This window comes from Microbispora sp. CA-135349 (assembly GCF_050947365.1).
Lineage (GTDB): Bacteria > Actinomycetota > Actinomycetes > Streptosporangiales > Streptosporangiaceae > Microbispora.
This window is the reverse complement of record NZ_CP192001.1, coordinates 2,988,856-3,006,824: the sequence shown is the minus strand read 5'-3', so window position 1 is coordinate 3,006,824 and position 17,969 is coordinate 2,988,856. Positions and strand designations below refer to the sequence as shown.

General features: G+C 71.9%; 17 protein-coding genes, 1 pseudogene and 1 riboswitch. Of the genes and pseudogenes, 7 read left to right on the top strand and 11 right to left on the bottom strand.

Annotated features, from left to right (window positions below):
• The 5 genes from ACQPZZ_RS14145 to ACQPZZ_RS14125 all read right to left on the bottom strand — a co-directional run bounded on the left by ACQPZZ_RS14145 (position 1) and on the right by ACQPZZ_RS14125 (position 5,892).
• Entirely contained in the window at positions 1–1,110 is a 1,110-nt protein-coding gene (locus tag ACQPZZ_RS14145; RefSeq protein ID WP_363637050.1) for a glycosyltransferase family 4 protein, read from the bottom strand.
• A gap of 108 nt (positions 1,111–1,218) precedes the next feature.
• On the bottom strand, positions 1,219–2,112 hold the full coding sequence (locus tag ACQPZZ_RS14140; protein WP_432932256.1) for a hypothetical protein: 894 nt from the start codon (positions 2,110–2,112) through the stop codon (positions 1,219–1,221).
• A 247-nt stretch (positions 2,113–2,359) separates the two neighbouring features.
• Positions 2,360–2,944 carry a C40 family peptidase gene (locus ACQPZZ_RS14135; RefSeq protein WP_432932254.1) on the bottom strand — a complete coding sequence of 195 codons (585 nt, stop codon included), beginning with the start codon at positions 2,942–2,944 and terminating at the stop codon, positions 2,360–2,362.
• A gap of 74 nt (positions 2,945–3,018) precedes the next feature.
• A riboswitch (cyclic di-AMP (ydaO/yuaA leader) is annotated at positions 3,019–3,172 on the bottom strand.
• A 305-nt stretch (positions 3,173–3,477) separates the two neighbouring features.
• Entirely contained in the window at positions 3,478–4,440 is a 963-nt protein-coding gene (locus ACQPZZ_RS14130) for a C40 family peptidase (RefSeq protein ID WP_432932253.1), read from the bottom strand.
• Between the two features lie 135 nt (positions 4,441–4,575).
• The gene (locus ACQPZZ_RS14125; RefSeq protein ID WP_432932251.1) at positions 4,576–5,892 is read right to left on the bottom strand and encodes an NYN domain-containing protein; all 1,317 of its coding nucleotides are present in this window, start codon (positions 5,890–5,892) and stop codon (positions 4,576–4,578) included.
• A 350-nt stretch (positions 5,893–6,242) separates the two neighbouring features.
• On the opposite strand from ACQPZZ_RS14125, the gene ACQPZZ_RS14120 reads away from it, so the two are divergent.
• From ACQPZZ_RS14120 to ACQPZZ_RS14110, 3 genes are all read left to right on the top strand, one after another.
• Positions 6,243–6,812: a GNAT family N-acetyltransferase gene (locus tag ACQPZZ_RS14120; protein ID WP_432932250.1), complete on the top strand. Its 570-nt coding sequence runs from the start codon at positions 6,243–6,245 to the stop codon at positions 6,810–6,812.
• Between the two features lie 72 nt (positions 6,813–6,884).
• On the top strand, positions 6,885–8,612 hold the full coding sequence (locus ACQPZZ_RS14115) for a DEDD exonuclease domain-containing protein (RefSeq protein WP_432932248.1): 1,728 nt from the start codon (positions 6,885–6,887) through the stop codon (positions 8,610–8,612).
• Positions 8,613–8,665: 53 nt separating this feature from the next.
• Positions 8,666–8,953 carry an Lrp/AsnC family transcriptional regulator gene (locus tag ACQPZZ_RS14110; protein ID WP_363637064.1) on the top strand — a complete coding sequence of 96 codons (288 nt, stop codon included), beginning with the start codon at positions 8,666–8,668 and terminating at the stop codon, positions 8,951–8,953.
• Positions 8,954–9,115: 162 nt separating this feature from the next.
• Here ACQPZZ_RS14110 and ACQPZZ_RS14105 read toward each other — a convergent pair whose 3' ends face one another.
• From ACQPZZ_RS14105 to ACQPZZ_RS14095, 3 genes are all read right to left on the bottom strand, one after another.
• Complete coding sequence (locus ACQPZZ_RS14105; protein ID WP_432932245.1) at positions 9,116–9,919, bottom strand: sensor histidine kinase; 804 nt, start codon at positions 9,917–9,919, stop codon at positions 9,116–9,118.
• A 98-nt stretch (positions 9,920–10,017) separates the two neighbouring features.
• Positions 10,018–11,067: an anthranilate phosphoribosyltransferase gene (gene trpD, locus ACQPZZ_RS14100; RefSeq protein WP_432932244.1), complete on the bottom strand. Its 1,050-nt coding sequence runs from the start codon at positions 11,065–11,067 to the stop codon at positions 10,018–10,020.
• A gap of 294 nt (positions 11,068–11,361) precedes the next feature.
• The gene (locus ACQPZZ_RS14095) at positions 11,362–11,757 is read right to left on the bottom strand and encodes a hypothetical protein (RefSeq protein WP_432932242.1); all 396 of its coding nucleotides are present in this window, start codon (positions 11,755–11,757) and stop codon (positions 11,362–11,364) included.
• Positions 11,758–11,919: 162 nt separating this feature from the next.
• Between ACQPZZ_RS14095 and ctaE the strand changes: the two genes are divergently transcribed.
• From ctaE to qcrB, 4 genes are read left to right on the top strand one after another with little or no spacing between them, the layout of a single operon-like run.
• Positions 11,920–12,537: an aa3-type cytochrome oxidase subunit III gene (gene ctaE / locus ACQPZZ_RS14090; protein WP_327045001.1), complete on the top strand. Its 618-nt coding sequence runs from the start codon at positions 11,920–11,922 to the stop codon at positions 12,535–12,537.
• A gap of 17 nt (positions 12,538–12,554) precedes the next feature.
• Positions 12,555–13,364 (top strand): cytochrome bc1 complex diheme cytochrome c subunit, encoded by an 810-nt coding sequence (gene qcrC, locus ACQPZZ_RS14085; RefSeq protein WP_363637074.1) that lies wholly within the window; start codon positions 12,555–12,557, stop codon positions 13,362–13,364.
• Entirely contained in the window at positions 13,361–14,440 is a 1,080-nt protein-coding gene (gene qcrA, locus ACQPZZ_RS14080) for a cytochrome bc1 complex Rieske iron-sulfur subunit (protein ID WP_432932239.1), read from the top strand. The genes qcrC and qcrA overlap by 4 nt, the downstream gene beginning before the upstream one ends.
• Positions 14,437–16,068 carry a cytochrome bc1 complex cytochrome b subunit gene (gene qcrB / locus ACQPZZ_RS14075; protein ID WP_432932238.1) on the top strand — a complete coding sequence of 544 codons (1,632 nt, stop codon included), beginning with the start codon at positions 14,437–14,439 and terminating at the stop codon, positions 16,066–16,068. Before qcrA ends, qcrB begins: the two co-directional genes overlap by 4 nt.
• 100 nt (positions 16,069–16,168) lie before the next feature.
• On the opposite strand, the gene ACQPZZ_RS14070 is transcribed toward qcrB, so the two are convergent.
• The 3 genes and pseudogenes from ACQPZZ_RS14070 to ACQPZZ_RS14060 form a co-directional block, all read right to left on the bottom strand.
• Positions 16,169–16,825: a response regulator gene (locus ACQPZZ_RS14070; protein ID WP_432932236.1), complete on the bottom strand. Its 657-nt coding sequence runs from the start codon at positions 16,823–16,825 to the stop codon at positions 16,169–16,171.
• Positions 16,822–17,052, bottom strand: coding sequence for a sensor histidine kinase (locus tag ACQPZZ_RS14065; protein WP_432934383.1), 231 nt, complete (start codon positions 17,050–17,052; stop codon positions 16,822–16,824). Before ACQPZZ_RS14065 ends, ACQPZZ_RS14070 begins: the two co-directional genes overlap by 4 nt.
• Positions 17,053–17,192: 140 nt before the next feature.
• A pseudogene (locus ACQPZZ_RS14060) lies at positions 17,193–17,297 on the bottom strand (histidine kinase); the annotation flags it as partial.
• Positions 17,298–17,969 lie beyond the last annotated feature (672 nt).

Genomic DNA, 17,969 nt, shown 5'->3' with positions numbered 1-17,969 from the left:
TCAAAGCAGTGCGGCGAACCGGGTCGCGACGAGGTCCCAGCGCCACTCCTCCTCGATCCAGGCCCGGCCCCGCTCGCCCATCGCCCGGGCGCGGGCCGGGTCGGCCAGCAGATCGCACAGCGCCCGGGCCACCGCCGTGTGCGACGTGCCGTCGACCACCAGGCCCGTCTCGCCGTGCCGTACGGCGTCGGGGGCGCCTCCGGAGGACCCGGCGACCACCGGCAGCCCGGTGGCCGACGCCTCCAGGTAGACGATGCCGAGGCCCTCGACGTCCAGGCCCCCGAACCTGCTGCGGCAGGGCATGGCGAACACGTCGCCCGCGTCGTAGTAGGCCGGGAGGGACGCCCAGGGGACGGACCCGGTGACGACCACCGAGCCGCGCAGGCCGGCCCGGGCGACCGTCCGCTCCAGCGACCGTCGTGACGGGCCGCCGCCGACCAGGAGCAGGGCCGCGCCGGGGACGCGCCGCAGGACGAGCGGCCAGGCCCGCAGCAGCACGTCCTGGCCCTTGCGCGGCACCAGCCGCGAGACGCACACGACGACCGGGCGGTCTCCCAGGCCGAGCGACGCGCGGACCCGGTCGCCGCCCGCTCCCGGGCGGAAGGCTGTGGTGTCCACCCCCGGCGCGAGCCGTACCAGCCTGGATGCGGGAACGGCCCGCGCGATCCGGCGGCGGGTGTACTCGCCTAGGTAGGTCACGACGTCGGCCCCCGCGCCGATGCGGCCCAGCAGGGCGCGCGCCCCCGGCAGGCGGGCCCACGACGCCTCGTGCCCGTGGGTGAGCATGACGATCCGGCCCGCGCCGGCGGCGCGCAGGGCGGGGGCGAGCAGCCCCAGCGGCGCCGCCGCGCCGAAGACGACGGTCGCGCCGTCCTCGACCAGCGCCGCCGCCCTGCTCGCCACCGAGCGCGTCGGCAGCATCAGCGAGGAGGGATGACGGACCACCTCGTACGGCTGGCGGGCGTCGAACTCCTCGCAGCCCTTCCAGCACGGGGCGTACACGACCACGGAGCCGGGCGGCCTGCGCGAGGCGAGGCCGTGCACGAACGCCTGGATGCCGCCCGGTCTGGGCGGGAAGTCGTTCGTGATGATCAGCGTCCGCTTCGTCATCCTCACCCCCGCTGCCGGCGTGGCCGGGCGGTCCGCCCGCGCGCCGCCCGAGAACGCATTGTCGCAGCCGCGGCCTCGCCGTCGCCCTGTGAAAACGCCCTGTGGTGATCAGGACGGGGCGAGCTGCTCGCGCGTGTAGGACCGCCATTCGCGGGTCAGGCCTTCGGCGGTCAGCCCGAGCACTTCGCGCAGGGCCGCGCCGATCTCCTCGCGCGACGCGGCGCGGTAGAGCGCGACCAGGCTCCGCTCGCCGAACCGGACGGCGATGTAGCGGCAGGCCAGCCACGCCTCCTCATACGCCTGGGCGGGCCTGGCGGCGAAGTCGGCGGACCCCGGCAGATTGTGCAGCGCCGCCTTCCCCGCGGCCACGTCGGCGGCCAGCTCGGCGGCGATCGTCCGGACCGGCAGGCCGCTGTCCAGATAGCCGACATAGTCGGCGAAGCCCTCCATGAGCCACATCGGCACGGCGCGGGGGCCGGCGGTCGCGACGTGCGTCAGCTCGTGGGTCACGACCACCAGACGGCCGGTCGCGGTCAGGCGGGCGAACGCGGCCGGCTGCACGATCACCCGGCCGGCCGTGGCGACGGCCGCCAGATCGTCCACCTTCGCCGGCGCGGCCAGCACGGCCGCCTGCTCCTCGGTGCGCGGCACGAGGACAACCGCGCCCTCGTGCCCCCGGCCGTGGTTCCCCCAGACCCTCGACACCGTACGGTCCGCCTCGCCGGCCACCGCGGCGATCCCGGCGATCAGCGACCCGGGCGATCCGACGACGACGACGCGCTCGCCGCGGACGACGGAGGCGCCGGTCCACATGTCCGGATGCTCCCGCACGGCGGCGCGGGCACGCGTCAGCAGGGGACGCAGCGGGTCGGGCGGGGCCGCGGCGGCAGGCCCGGCCAGCAGCACGGCCAGCGCGACGGCGACGGCCGCCGTGCGGCGGAGACGGAACCTGTGGGGCGGGTCTGCGGGGTGGCGCCGATCGGCCCGCGCAGGCGCCGCCACGCTCCCGGGCACCGCGGAGGCCTCGCCGGGCGCCGCCCGCGGAGCCGTCCGCTCTGGCGAGGGGACTGCCGGGTCCATCCGGCAGGGGGACATCTCAGCCGGACAAGGCAGGAGACCGTCCCCTTCAGGGGATGGAGGAGTCACGCCGTGCATGCTAACCAGCACATGTCACGGCCCCGCCCACCTCGGCGAGGTGGGCGGGGCCGTAGGGACGGCGCCGGTCGAGGGGGCTGGTGACCGGTGCCCGTCAGACGCCCGGACGGACGGCACCGACGAAGGTGCTCCTCCGGTAGGCGTCCAGCTTGTCGATCCGGACCCGCGTGCCGGTGTGCGGAGCGTGGATCATCTTGCCGTGCCCGACGTACATGCCGACGTGGCCGCCGCCGCTCGTGAAGATCAGGTCACCGGGCTCGAAGTGACCCCAGGACACCTTCTTCCTGACCGCGCTGCGGATGGACCACGTCGTGCGCGGCAGCCGTACGCCCGCCTGGCGCCAGGCGTACTGGACCAGGCCCGAGCAGTCGAACGCGCCCGGTCCCGTGGCGCCGTAGCGGTAGGGGTCGCCGATCTGCTTCTTGGCGGCCTTGACCGCGCGCTCGGCCTTGACCTGCTGGAGCACGCCCCTGCCGATCTTCCGCTTGGCGGCGCGTTGCCTGGTCTGCTGCTTCTTCACGGCGGCCTTGCGAGCGGTGGTGCCGGTGCTCGCCTTCGTGTCCGTCTTCGTGGTCGTCTTCGCGGCGGTCTTCGCCGCTGTGTCCGTCTTGACGACCGTGACCGTCACCGTGTCGGCCGCCGCCGGCTGCGCACCGGCGACCCCTACGGATGCCGTCAAAGCGGCACCCCCAAGGGCAATTCGGGCAAGACGGGACAGACTAGCGGGGGTGGTAGACAGGATCTCTCCTCGGGTCTTCCGCTCACGCCTACCGGGTTAGCTGACGGGTTCGGGCGGGGAAGTCGCCCTACGGCGCGCGACGCGCCGATTCACCCCGGACCTTCGGTGAAGGTCGATGGTTCCCCGGCTCCGTGCCTCCTGACTGCACGGACTCGGCATGCCACCGGCGCCGGGGGGATCCCGCGAAGGGGAGAGTGGTGAAGGGCGCCGATGACGGTGGATGACTGCGCGACCGGCCGGCCGGACCGGGCTCGCGACGGCGAGGCGTGCTCGCCGCGGCCCAGAAGCTACCGAGGACCCGCCGCGTTCGGCAAAGCCCTCCCGCCGCGTAAAGATCAGATAACGAAGGTCACCAAGAAGAAACGGCAGCGTACCCGCAGGGCGAAAGGGCTAAATGTGACTCTGCTCACAATCCTGGCAACGAGCGGCGAATCCGGTCACAGCAGCCACAAAAAGCACAGAAGTCGCGGACGTCAGGGGCGGACGGCGCCGATCGCGTGATACTCGGCAAGTGTGACAATCTTCACAACATCGCCGGTCTGCGGGGCGTGGACGACCTTGCCGTCACCGGCGTAGATGCCGACATGCCCGTACCCGGCGTGCCAGAGCAGGTCTCCCGGCTGGAGCTCGTCCAGCGAGACCCGGCGGCTCGCCCCCCAGGCCCACTGCTCGTAGCTGGTCCGGGGCAGGGTCACCCCGGCCGCCGCCCAGGCGCCCTGCACGAGCCCTGAGCAGTCCCATCCGTCCGGTCCGGTGCCCCCGTAGCGGTACGGCTTGCCGACCTGCTTGTAGGCGAACTGGAGAGCCGCGAGCGCGTTGCCGGACGCGGGCCCGGTGTAGACGACGCCGGGGCTGTTGGGGTTGCCGGGGTTGAACGTCCCGAGTGAGCGCAGGAGCTTCATCTGCTCCCTGACGAGCTTGTCGACCTTCTCCTTCTCGCCGGCGAGCTCGCCCCTGACGTCGGTGGCCTCCTTGTAGAGCGCCTTGCTCCGGTCGCGGCGGTCCTTGAGGTCCTTGATGGCGCTCTCGTACTCCTTGAGCCGCCCGGCACGCTCGGCGGAGATGTGGTTGAGCGTCGCGAGGCCGCTGAGCATCGCGTCGGGGTCGCCGCCGGAGAAGACGCCGCCCAACGACCCCATGTCGCCGACCTGGTAGCTGTTGACGGCCATCGTGACCAGCCCGGAGCGGAGCGCCTCCACCCGGACGTTCTGCTTCTTGTAGTCGCCGTTGATCGCGAGGTACTTCTCCCTCGCCTTCTTCCACTTCTCGTTGGCCGCGTTGTAGCGGTCCACGATCGTGTCGGCCTGCTTGTTGAGCTTGCTCAGCTTCGCCTTGGCCTGCGCGACCGTGGGCTTCGGATCCGCCTGCGCGCCCGTCACCGGCGTCAGCAGGACCACCGTGGCCAAACCGGCGGCCACCGGCACACGCCCTCGCACTGAGCCCCCTCTTGGATCAACGAAACCTGCGGCGCGACTCTATCTAGGCGATCATGAAGTCTCAACCTATTCGCAGGTATTCGCGGCAGTCATCACGCGCGGCGACGACGCCGGAGCGGAGCGTGCGCACGTCGTTCAGCTTCGGCCGAGCCGGCGCAGCAGGAGGAGCGAGGGCACCGGCCGGGCGCCCATCCGGCGCACCGACTCGGCCACCTCCCGGTCGGAGGAGACCACCGCGATGGCCCGCCCCGGCGGCTCCGCCCGCACCAGCGTGCGGATGAGGTCGTCGGCGATCTCCCCGGGCGGGCTGAACACCACCCGCACCCCGCGGGGCGCGGACACCTGGACGGGCCCGTTCAGCTCGGCGCCGTCGAAGACGCAGGTCACCTCCGCCCGCGTCTGCACGGCGAGCCCGCCGAGCCCGGTCAGCAGCCGGGCCCGCTGGTCGGCGAGGGTCAGCGACGGGTAACCGGTCTTGGTCACGTTGTAGCCGTCCACAACCAGGTGCAGGTGGGGGATGGCCAGAAGCTGGTCGAGGAGCTGGGGGTCGTCGTTGGCCAGCGCCCGCGCGGGCACGGCCGTCACCCCCGGCTCACCCGGCACCACCGCGTTCACGTAGTCGGCCGGCCTGCTGATCGTCGTGGGCAGCCCGAGCTCCTTGCGCAGCCCCGCGGCGGCGTCCTGGAGCGCGTCCAGCAGCACCCGCACCCGGGCGTCCTCGATGCTGCGGCCCTCGCGGGCGGCCCTGCGGCTGGTCTCCAGCTGGCGCTCGGCGTCCGCCAGGCGATCCCTGAGCCTGCGCAGCTCGGTCTCCGCCGCGCCGTTGGCGTTCGCGGCCTTGGCCCGCGCCTCGGCCGTCTCGGCCTCCAGCTCCGCCGCCCTGGCCTCGGCGGCCTTGACTCGCTCACGGGCGTCGTGAAGCTTGCGCCGCAGGTCGGAGTTCTCCGCGCGGGCCGCTTTGAGCTGCTCGCGCACCCGGTCGATCTCCTCCTTGGCGGAGGCACGCTGCGCCGCGAGTTGCTCGCGCAGCCGCGTCTCCGCCTGCTCCCGCTGAGTGCCCGCCGCCGCGGCCTGCTCCAGGTCGGCCCGCGCCTGCTCGACCAGCTCCGGCCAGCCGGGCGGGCGGGTCAGGTACGCCGCCGCCGCGACCAGCACCGGCTCGGCCGCGGGGGGCACCGTGCCCTCGGCGAGGCTCCCCACCAGCTCGGGCCAGGCGGTCTCCACCGTCTCGGCCACCCGCTCGCGGAACTCCTTGTCGTTCTCCAGCTGGGCCGCGATCGGAGCGCTGCCGAGGCGGGCGCGCTTGCGAGGGTCGAACTTGGCGATGTTGCGCAACGGCGGCGGCACGGCCGCGGCGGGCATCGAGCCCAGCACCTGCGCCGCGACCTCCACCACGTGTAAGCGGACCTGCTCGGGCAACGGACGAGACAGGCCTTCTCCGGCTGAACTCATCTCGTCGCTCCTCGGCCGTGTCCTACAGATCTTCTGCCCACTGGGGTCGCCCCGGCGGCGCCTCGCGGTGCTGTCGCCCCCGAGTGCGAGAACGTCCCGATGCCCGCCGTCCGCGAGGCACGAGGCACGCGGCGCGCCCACCAGGCCGCCCTCACACGGCAAGATCTGCGAGACACTCCCATGTTCCTGTCTTCTTTCAAGGGTACGGCCGTCGCACCGTGTCCACGTCGCGTTCATGATCTGTCACCGCGGCCCGGCGCCCGTACGGACCCGCGCGCCCGGACCGCGGGGCGGGACACCGGCCGCGAACTCGCTGGCGGGGGCCGGGCTCCGTCCCTACGCTCTGCGGCGTGTACACCCCGCCGTATCCCATCACGACCTCCCGGCTGGTCCTTCGCCCCTTCACCGAGGCCGACCTCGACGACCTCCACGCCTTCCACTCCCTGCCCGAGGTGACCAGGTATCTCTACTGGGACGCCCGTACGCGGGAGGAGACGAAGGCCACGCTCGACCGGAAGATCGCCTGCGCGTCGCCCGGGGAGGACGGCGACGTGCTCAGCGTGGCCGCCGCACTGGCCGGCGGCGGGCCCGTGATCGGGGACCTCACGCTGTTCCTGCGCAGCCGCGAGCACCGCCAGGGCGAGATCGGCTTCGTCTTCAACCCGGCCCACCAGGGCCGCGGCCTGGCCACCGAGGCGGCCCGCGAGATCCTGCGGATCGGGTTCGAGGGTCTCGGGCTGCACCGGATCCACGGCAACTGCGACGCGCGCAACACCTCCTCGGCCCGCCTCATGGAGCGGCTCGGCATGCGCCTGGAGGCCCGCCTGGTGGAGAACGAGTTCTTCGCCGGCGCGTGGAGCGACGAGCTGGTCTACGCGATGCTGGCCCGCGAGTGGCGCGCCGGAGCGGCCTCCGCGTAGCTCCTCACCTGGCACATCCTTTGCCATCGCATGGGGCCGGTACGGCAATTGTCGGTCGGAATCTCTATGGTCATGGGCGTGGATGCGGTACAGGGCACGCTGGACGAGCTCGGAACTCCCCTGCGGGAGGTGACGTTCGTCGTCTTCGACCTGGAGACCACCGGCGGGTCGGCCGCGGAGCACGCCGTCACGGAGATCGGCGCCGTGAAGGTGCGCGGCGGCGAGGTGATCGGCGAGTTCGCCACGCTGGTCGATCCCGGCGGCCCGATCCCGCCGTTCATCTCCGTGCTGACCGGCATCACGGACGCGATGGTCGTGGCCGCGCCGAAGTTCTCCGAGGTGCTGCCGAGCTTCCTGGAGTTCATCGCCGGGACGGCGCTGGTGGCGCACAACGCGCCGTTCGACATGTCGTTCGTGAAGGCGGCGTGCCAGGTGAACGGCTACCCGCCTCCGGTCAACCCCGTGGTGGACACGGCCGATCTCGCCCGCCGGGTGCTGACCCGCGACGAGACCCCCAACTGCAAGCTCGCCACCCTCGCGCGGGTCTTCCGCAGTTCCACCGAGCCCTGCCACCGGGCGCTGGCCGACGCGAAGGCCACGGTCGACGTGCTGCACGGCCTGATCGCGCGGGTCGGCTCACTCGGCGTGCACACGCTGGAGGACCTGCGCGGCTTCGTGCGCGCCCCCACCCCGGAGCAGCAGCGCAAACGCCATCTCGCCGACGGGGTGCCCGGCGCGCCCGGCGTCTACGTCTTCGAGGACGCCAAGGGCGAGGCGCTCTACATCGGGAAGAGCTCCAACCTGCGCAATCGCGTGCGCAGCTACTTCACGGCGAGCGAGACCCGCTCGCGCATACGCGAGATGGTCGGCATCGCCGAGCGGGTCAGGACGATCGTCTGCGCCACCGCGCTGGAGGCGGAGATCCGCGAGCTGCGGATGATCGGGACGACCAAGCCGCGCTACAACAAGCGGTCCCGCTTCCCCGAGCGTGCGGTATGGCTCAAGCTCACCGAGGAGCCCTTCCCCCGGCTCAGCGTCGTCCGGGAGGTGCGCGACGACGGAGCGGCCTATCTCGGCCCGTTCGGCAGCAGCCGCACGGCCGACGACGCGCGGACGGCCATGCACGAGGCGCTGCCGCTGCGCCAGTGCACCGAACGGCTCTCGGCCCGCGTGCGGAGGCCCGCCTGCGCGCTCGCCGAGATCGGCCGATGCGGCGCGCCCTGCGAGGGCGGCGAGAGCGAGGAGAGCTACGCCCGTCACGTCCGCCGCGCCCGGCACGCGATGGAGCTCGACGCGGAGGCGGTCTTCTCGGCGATGGAGGCGCGGATGAGCCGCCTGTCGGCCGAGCAGCGCTACGAGGAGGCGGCCGTCGACCGGGACCGGCTCGCGGCCTATGTCAGGACCGCCGCGCGCATGCAGCGCCTGCGGTCGCTGACCGGCATCCCGCAGATGGTCGCCGCCAGTCCCGCGTTCGACGGCGGCTGGGACATCCACGTCATCCGGTACGGCAGGCTCGCCGCGGCCGGGGTGATGCCCCGGGGCGCCCATCCCACTCCGTACGTGGACGCCCTGGTAGCCACGGCGGAGACGGTCGCCCCAGGTCCCGGCCCGACTCCGGCCGCGAGCGCCGAGGAGACCGAGTGCGTGCTGCGCTGGCTCGACTCCCCCGGCGTGCGTCTCGTCCAGGTCGACGGCACCTGGAGCCTCCCCGCCTACGGCGCGGGAAGACTGATGGAGCGCATCGAGCGCGCCTACCGGCACCAGCGGAGCGACCGCCGTGAGGGGCGGCCGCTGCGGTGACGCTAGTCTCGGGGGCGACAAGCCGAAGCCGCGAGACAGCAGGAGAGACGCGAATGGTCACCGCGATCGTCCACATCAAGGCGGACGTCGACCGGATCCCCGAGGTCGCCGAGGCGATCGCCGAGATCGAGGGCGTCAGCGAGGTGTACTCGATCACCGGCGAGTTCGACCTGCTGGCCATGGTCCGGGTCGGCCGGTACGAGCAGGTGGCCGAGGTCGTGCCCGGCCGCGTGAACAAGGTGCCCGGCGTGCGCCACACCGAGACGCACATCGCCTTCCGCACGTACTCCCGCCACGACCTGGAGGCGGCCTTCTCCATCGGCCTCGCCGACGCGGACTGATCCCACCCGGCCGGCCGGAGCGGGCAGCCGGACAGAAAGACAAAGCACGGCAGGCCGGGCAGAGCAGGGCAGGGCAGACAAGGCAGGGCCCGGCCGGGCGAGGGCCGAGCAGTCCGGCCGGACGAAGCACGCGGCGGAAGGGCTCCGTGAGGGCGCGGCGGTTCAGGCGGGACGCAACAGCCGGACCCGGACCTCGAACCCGCCGGGGAGCGGGTGCGCGGCGACCGCGCCGCCGAACAACGCCGCACGCTCCCAGGTGCCGATGAGCCGGTCGCGGGGCAGGCCGTCGTCGTGGACGACGACCTCCAGGACGGCGGGCAGCCACCGCAGCGTGACCGTCGCCGTACGGGCCATGCCGTACCACAGGGCGTTGCCCAGCGCCTCCTCCACGATGCGATATGCCGACAGCTCCAGGGTGGGGCCGCTCCCCCGGGCGCCGGCCTCCGCGAACGAGACGGCGAGCCCGCTCGCGCGGAAGTCGTCGATCAGCACGGGCAGATCGCCCAGGCACGGCTGGGGGCCGCGGCGCTGCCCGTCCATGCGCAGCAGGCCCATCATCCGGCGCAGGTCGGACAGCACCCGGCGGCCCGACTCCTCGGCCTCGCGGAAGGTCTGCCGCGCCCGTTCCGGGTCCTTGTCCATGATCATGCGGCCCGCTCCCACTCCCAGTGTCATCACGCTGAGATCGTGGGCCACCAGATCGTGCAGTTCCGAGGCGATCCGCAGGCGTTCCCAGACGACATCGTCCTCGTCCGCTGGGTGAACCGTGCGCCCGGGCGCCGCCGTCTCCCCGTCCGCCACCCGCACCGGCCGGCCGCCCCTGCCGCGTTCCGGTCCCGGGGAGAGCATGCGGGAGCGAACACCGGCGGAGGGCGCACCGCGGAGACCGGCGGCGAGCAGGGTCATCCGGCCGCGGGCCGACGCGGCCCAGCGGCGGATGACGCGAAGGGCGAACACGCGCATCATGGCGGGCACGGTACGGCTCGGGCCGAGCCCGGCACGTCCCCATCACGGCGGACGCCTGATCCCCCCCGCGGTGGAGGCGATTCTGATCAGGAGCGCGGTCAGGCCCTGCCGCCGAGCGCGCGGCTGATCTCGATCCAGCGCTCCAGCGTCTGCGCGGCCCTGCCCGAGTCGACCGCCTCGGCCGCGCGGGCGTACGCCGCGCGCAGGTCGGCGACCAGGTCGCCGCCCGGGCCGTCGTAGGCCACCAGGCCGGCCGCCGCGTTCAGCAGCACCGCGTCGCGTACGGGCCCGGTCTTGCCGCGCAGCAGGTCGCGGACCGCCGCGGCGTTGAACTCGGCGTCGCCGCCGCGCAGGTCGCCCGGCTGCGAACGGGGGATGCCGAGGTCGGCCGGATCGATCGTCGTCTGGGTCGCGGTGCCGTCCCGGACGACGAAGACCGTCGACGGGGCCGCGGTGGACAGCTCGTCCAGGCCGTCGTCGCCCCGGAAGACGAGTGCCGACACGCCGCGCTCGGCGAAGACTCCGGCCATGACCGGCAACATGCGCGCGTCGAACACGCCGATGGCCTGGGCGGCGGGGCGCGCGGGGTTGGCCAGAGGCCCGACGAAGTTGAAGACCGTCGGCACGCCGATCTCCTTGCGCGGCGGGCCGGTGAAGCGCAGCGCGGGGTGGTAGTGGGGCGCGAAGCAGAACGCGATGCCCGCCTCCACCGCGACCCGGGCGGTGGTCTCCGGGGTCAGGTCCAGGGCGACGCCCAGGTGTTCCAGCACGTCCGCCGCTCCGCACAGAGAGGAGGCGGCGCGGTTGCCGTGCTTGACGACCCTCGCTCCGCCGGCGGCCGCGACGATCGCGGCCATGGTCGAGACGTTGACCGTGTGCGCACGGTCGCCGCCGGTGCCGACGATGTCGAGGACCGGCCCCTCCACCGTGAGCGGGGTGGCCAGCTCGAACATGGTGCGGACGAGTCCCGTCACCTCGGCGACGGTCTCGCCCTTCGCCCGCAGGGCGACGGCGAAGGCGGCGATCTGCGCCGGGGTGGCCGCCCCCGACATGATCTCCCCCATGACCCAGGCCGTCTCGTCGGCCGTCAGGTTCTCACCCGCCAGCAGGGCGTTGAGCGTGGAGGGCCAGGTGGTGCGCGTGTCCATGTGGGCTCCGCGGGTTCGATGTCAGGACGGTCGGATCGGAACGGGTCGGGACGGAACGCTCTTCGTTGCGGTGCTGCCGGCTGGGCGTCGGCACGCCCGGGTGATGCCTGTGCCCATTGCGCCGTGGGGCCGTTGAGCCGTGGGGCCCGTCGAGCTGTGGGGCCCGCCGGGCTGAGGCGCCACGGCACGCCGGGTCGCACCGCAGGCGATCCCCGGCGCCCGTGGTGGGATGCGCCGCGCTCGGTGGACCCGTCTCAGCGGGCCCCCTCGTGGGCCCCTCTCAGCGGGCTCCTCTTATTGGGCCCGGGTGAGGCTGAGGCGGCGCCGCATCAGGTCGGCCACGGCCTCGGCGAGGACGACGGGGTCGATGGGCTGCGCGACGACGCCGTCGGCACGGGACCAGTTGGCCAGCCAGCGGTCGTCCCTGCGGGCGATGAGCACCAGGATCGGCGGGCAGTTGTGCACCTCGTCCTTGGCCTGCCGGCAGATTCCCATGCCGCCGGCGGGCTGCGCCTCGCCGTCGAGGACGGCCACGTCGATGTCGCCGGAGTCGAGGTGCTTGATCACGGCCGGCTGGGTCGCGCACTCGACGATCTCGACGAGGGGCACGTCTGCGGCGGGGCGCCGCCCGATGGCCAGCCGCACCTTCTCCCGGGTGCCTGCGTCGTCGCTGTAGACGAGAACCCTCATTTCACGCTCACTGTCGAATCGCGGGGTATGGTCATCGTGATGCTACCGGCGCGGCTGCAGGGCTCGCAGCCCCGGGGCGATTGCCGTGACATGCCCGTTTCGTAGGCGCGTGTGGACCCTAGCGGGGGGTCGTGGGGCGACCCGACCTGGGGAGCCGCAATAATGCTGGGCGTGGCGACAGCATCCGCAATTACTACGACGACGAGACCGCACGGGTCCAGCCGGCCGAACCTGGTTCAGGTCGGGACCATCGTGTGGCTGTCCTCTGAGCTCATGTTCTTCGCGGCGCTGTTCGCGATGTACTTCACCATCCGGTCGGTCAGCCTCGGACAGGGCACCCACTGGCCCGAGGCGCACCTCGAAGTCCCGTTCGCGACCTTCAACACGACCGTTCTGGTCCTGTCGAGTGTCACGTGCCAGCTGGGCGTGTGGGCCGTGGAGCGAGGCCAGGTCAAGAAGCTGCGATTCTGGTATGTCGTAAGCTTCCTGATGGGCGCCTTCTTCGTGGGCGGACAGCTCTACGAGTACGGGAACCTGGCGCGCGAGGGCCACGTCCTCTCGCACTCCCCGTACGATTCGGTGTTCTTCCTGACCACGGGCTTCCATGGCTTGCACGTGACGGGTGGTCTGATCGCGTTCCTGTTCATCCTGGGACGCACGTACGCCGCGAAGCGCTTGACGTATGAGCAGCAGACCAGCGCGATCGTCGTGTCCTACTACTGGCACTTCGTCGACGTGGTCTGGATCGGCCTTTTCGCGACCATCTACATCATCAAATGATCGGAACGGGGATTTCGGTGAACTCCATCACCGCCCGACGGCGCCATCCCCTCGCGCGAGTCGCCGTCGTGGCGCTCGCGCTGGGCCTGCTCGGCGGCGGCTACGCGCTCGCGGCGCCGAACGGCAGCACCGCGGACGCCGCGATCGCGTCCGGCAAGGCCGACGACGTGGCGCAGGGCAAGAGCCTCTTCGTGGCGCACTGCGCGAGCTGCCACGGCATGAACGCCGAGGGCACGAAGAAGGCTCCGACGCTCATCGGCGTCGGAGCCGCCGCCGTGAACTTCCAGGTCAGCAGCGGTCGTATGCCGGCTGCCGACGCGGGTCCCCAGGCTCCGCGCAAGCCGCTCCCCGAGTGGGCGGACGAGCAGGCCATCGACCAGCTCGCGGCGTACGTCCAGTCGCTGGGCGGCGGCCCGACGGTGCCCAGCGCCGAGCAGGTCGACCCGGCCAAGGGTGACCCCGCCAAGGGCGGCGAGCTCTTCCGCGCCAACTGCATCCAGTGCCACAACTTCACTGGTTCGGGCGGCGCGCTGACCTACGGCAAGTACGCGCCGCCGCTGAACCCGGCGACGCCGACGCAGATCTACGAGGCGATGGCCACCGGCCCGCAGGCGATGCCGGTGTTCAACGACTCGACGATCACGCCGGAGCAGAAGCGCGACATGATCGCGTACATCACCCACGTGCGGTCGCAGGTCGACCCGGGCGGTTCGGGTCTGGGCCGGATCGGCCCCGTCACCGAGGGCCTTGTAGCGTGGGTCGTGGGTCTCAGCCTCCTGATCCTGGCCTCCATCTGGATCACAGCGAAGAAGCGACGGGCGGCATGACAGAGCACAACGAGTACCCCGAGAGCGGCCGGGTGCGCGAGCGCGTCCTCGGCACGCCGCCCGCGGACGCGCCGATCGTCGACACCGATCCGATCCGCGCGCCCGAGGGCGTTCCCGGCGTGATCCCGCAGGACCCCGTCAAGGCCCGTAAGGCCGAGCGCCTCGTCTCGCTGCTGTTCCTGGTCACCTTCCTGGCCGGCGCCGGGTTCATCGCGTCGTACGTGATGTTCCAGGTCGGCACGATCGGCAAGACGGCCACGTCGAACTACGCACTCGGCGGCACCCTGGCCCTGGCCCTGCTCGCGCTGGCCGCGGGCCTCACGGTCTGGGTGCGGCAGGTCATGCCGAAGTACAACCTCGTCCAGGAGCGCCACGAGATGCGCTCCGACGACGGCACGCGTGAGTACGTCAAGGAGACCTTCCTCCAGGGAGCCGACGAGAGCGGGTTCGTCAAGCACAGGCTGCTGCGCCGCACGCTGCTGCTCGCCGCCGCCCCGCTGGGCCTGGCCCCGCTGGTGCTGCTGAAGGACCTCGGCCCGCTTCCCGGGACCTCGCTCAGGCACACCGTCTGGGGCGAGCCCACCAAGAACGGCAAGCCGCGCCGCCTCGTGGTCGAGGGCACCGGCCAGCCGATCCGCGCCGCCGACTTCAACTCTCCCGGCGGCATCCTCTCCGTGGTCCCCGAGGGCTACGAGGAGGACCTGAACGCGCTGGCCAAGGCGACGCTGATCCTGCTCAAGTTCCGTCCGGAGGAGATCAAGTCCGGCACGAACCTGAACTGGACGCACGACGGCATCGTCGCCTACTCCAAGATCTGCACCCATGTGGGCTGCCCGGCGGCGCTCTACGAGCAGACGACCCACCACATCCTCTGCCCGTGCCACCAGTCGACCTTCGACGCGGCGGACGGAGCGAGGGTCGTCTTCGGCCCCGCCGCCCGGCCGCTGCCGCAGCTCCCCATCGGAATCGACGAGGAGGGCTACCTCGTCGCGAAGTCCGACTTCAAGGTCCCCGTCGGTCCCAGCTTCTGGGAGCGTGGCGACGCTGAAGCCGAAGCTAGGGAGAACGCATCATGAACGCTCCCCCGAAGGCCATCGCAGGCGTCTCGACGTTCGTCGACGACCGCATCGGCGCGGGGAACTTCCTCAAGCGCAACCTGAGGAAGGTCTTCCCCGACCACTGGTCGTTCCTCCTGGGGGAGATCGCGCTCTACTCGTTCATCATTCTGCTGCTGACCGGTACGTTCCTGACGTTCTGGTTCAAGCCGAGCATGGGCGAGGTCGTGTACACGGGCAACTACGCCCCGCTCTACGGCGTGAAGATGTCGGAGGCCTACGCCTCGGCGCTGCACATCAGCTTCGACGTCCGTGGCGGTCTGCTGATGCGGCAGATCCACCACTGGGCGGCGCTGCTGTTCGTGGGCGGCATGACGGTTCACATGCTCCGGATCTTCTTCACCGGCGCGTACCGCAAGCCGCGCGAGCTCAACTGGATCATCGGCATCCTCCTGCTCTCGCTGGCGCTTCTCGAGGGCCTCACCGGATACTCCCTCCCCGACGACCTGCTCTCCGGTGCGGGTCTGCGGATCACCCAGGGCGTCGCCCAGTCGATCCCGATCGTGGGCACCTACGTCTCGTTCTTCCTGTTCGGCGGCGAGTATCCGGGCCATGACGTCATCTCGCGGTTCTACTCGATCCACATCCTGCTGATCCCGGGCATCCTGCTCGCGCTCGTCTCGGCGCACATGATCCTCATGTGGGTGCAGAAGCACACGCAGATGCCGGGCAAGAACAGGACCGACAAGAACGTGGTGGGCGCCCCGTTCTACCCGGCCTTCATGATCAAGTCGGGCGCGTTCTTCCTGTTCACGTTCGGCGTCATCGCGCTGCTCGGCACGTTCGCCCAGATCAACCCGATCTGGTTGTTCGGGCCGTACACTCCGGCGGACATCTCGGCCGGCTCCCAGCCCGACTGGTACATGGGCTTCCTGGAGGGCGCGCTCCGTCTCATGCCGTCGTGGGAGATCAACTTCCTCGGCCACACGGTGACGCTGAGCGTGCTGATCCCGGCGCTGGTGCCACTGGGCCTCGTCATGACGGGCCTGGCGCTGTATCCGTTCCTGGAGCAGTGGGTCACGGGCGACCGCCGCGAGCACCACGTCGCCGACCGGCCGCGCAACAACCCGCACCGCACCTCGATCGGCATCGCGGGCATGACGTTCTACGGCATCCTGTGGCTGCTGGGCGCCAACGACGAGATCTCGGCGAACTTCCACCTCGACCTGTACACGACGACCTGGTTCGGGCGGATCGCCATCTTCGTCGGCCCGGCCATCGCGTACTGGATCACCTACCGGGTCTGCATCGGCCTCCAGCGCAAGGACGCCGAGGTGCTGTCCCACGGGGTGGAGTCCGGCGTCATCAAGCGGCTGCCGAACGGCCAGTACATCGAGGTCCACACGCCGCCGGCGGAGGACATCGCCGAGCACATCCGCGGCAAGAAGGAGATCCCGGTTCTCGAGAGCGCCGAGGACGGCGAGGGCATCCCGCCCAAGGGCGCCCGCAGCCCGCTCGGCCGGCTCCGCGCCAAGATGAGCCAGGCGTACGGGACCGACCATGTCCCGCTGACCGACGGCCACCACGAGGAGGGCCACGAGGAGGAGCACGCGGGCGTCGGCGCCGGCGACCGCAAGGAGCTCCACTGACGAGCGCCTGACCGACCGGCACGAAACGGCCCGGCAGGGGGAACCACTCCCCCGCCGGGCCGTTGTGTTTCCCGATCGGTGTTTCCCTGTCAGTGTTTCCCTATTGAGGGGTCGGTGACACGAGGCACGCCTCGTAGGCGATGATGACGAGCCGCACGCGGTCGCGGGCGTCGAGCTTGGCGAGCAGCCGCGTCACGTACGTCTTGACGGTGGCGGTGCTGATGAACAGCTCCGCGGCGATCTCCGCGTTGGACATGCCGCGCCCGACGAGGGTCAGCACCTCCGCCTCCCGCTCGGTGAGCCCCGCGACCCGGCGGGGCCGTGGTCCGGGCGCGATCCTGCCGGCGAACCGCTCGATCAGCCGGCGGGTGACGCGCGGGGCGATCAGGGCGTCGCCCGCGGCGACCACCCGGACGGCGGCGAGGATGTCGTCCAGGGCCATGTCCTTGACGAGGAACCCGGACGCGCCGGCGCGCAGCGCGCCGTAGACGTACTCGTCGTCGTCGAAGGTCGTCAGCACGAGGACTCGGGCACCGCTGCCTTCGGTGATCAGCCGGGTGGCCTCGATGCCGTCCATACCGGGCATGCGGATGTCCATGACCACCACGTCGGGCCGCAGGTCCTCGGTCATCCGCACCGCCTCCGCGCCGGTGCCCGCCTCTCCGGCGAGGTCGAGGCCGGGCGCGTCGGCGATGACCATCTGCAGGGCGGCGCGAACCAGGGGCTGGTCGTCGGCGAGCAGCACGCGGACGGTCATCGGACTCCCGCGGGCACGGGCAGCCGGGCCTCGACGCGGAAGCCTCCCTCGGGACGCGGCCCGGCGGCGAAGGTCCCGTGCAGGACGCCCACCCGCTCGCGCATTCCGATCAGGCCGTAGCCGTTTCCGGCATCACCGCCGCGTCCGTCGTCGAGCACCTCGATGCGCACCTCGTCGTCCCGGTAGTCGACCGACACCCGGCAGGATGCCGTGCCGGCGTGACGCACCACGTTGGTGACGGCCTCCTGGATGATCCGATAGGCCGAAACCTCGATCTCGGGCGGGAGCGGACGCGGCTCCCCGGCCCGGGAGTCCGCAGCGCGCCGAGCATCCGGCGCAGCCCGGACAGCGTCTCCCGGCCGGCCGTCTCGATCTCCCCCAGCGCGTCCCGCGCCCGCTCGGGCTGCGTGTGGATGACCCTCCGGGCCGCGCCGGCCTGGAGCGCGATGACCCCGATGCTGTGCGCGACCATGTCGTGCAGCTCGCGGGCGATCCTGAGCCGCTCGTCGGTGACCGCCTGGGCCGCCGCGCGGGCGCGCACCTCCTCGGCGTGCTCACGAGACTCACGCACCGACTTGCCGAGCAGCCAGGCGATGACGGTCGTCAGAGCCACGGCGGTCTCGGACGACGCCGAGATCGGCCACCCGCACAGCAGCCGCACCCCCAGGTAGCCGCCCAGCGCGGCGAGGGCCACGAGAACGGCGACGACGCCGGTCGCGCGAGGCCGTCCGGTGGCGATGAAGAACACCGCGACCTCGGCCGCGAGAAACTGGGGCAGCGGAATCTCCGCCACGCCCAGGGGCGTCGTCCCGAGGACGGACGCGGCGATCAGCAGGACCAGAGCCGGCAGCGGTCTGCGGCGCAGCAGAGCGCCCCCGGCCAGCGCGAGTGCGGTGGCCGTCGCCGTGGGGGCGAGGCCCTCCCACCGGAAGAACTGCGCCCCGGGGCGTGCGGCGGGATACCACTCTCCGGGCAGCCGCATCCGCATCAGGAACGTGAACGCCGTTCCCCCGCACCAGGCGAGGACCACCCAGGCCCCGGGAGGCAGCCGCTTCAGAAGGGGACTCGGGGGTGTGACCTGCATGATCAGAGCGTAACCGGACGTCCCTTCTGCGGGCATCCGACCAGAGGTCTACGTCCGTGG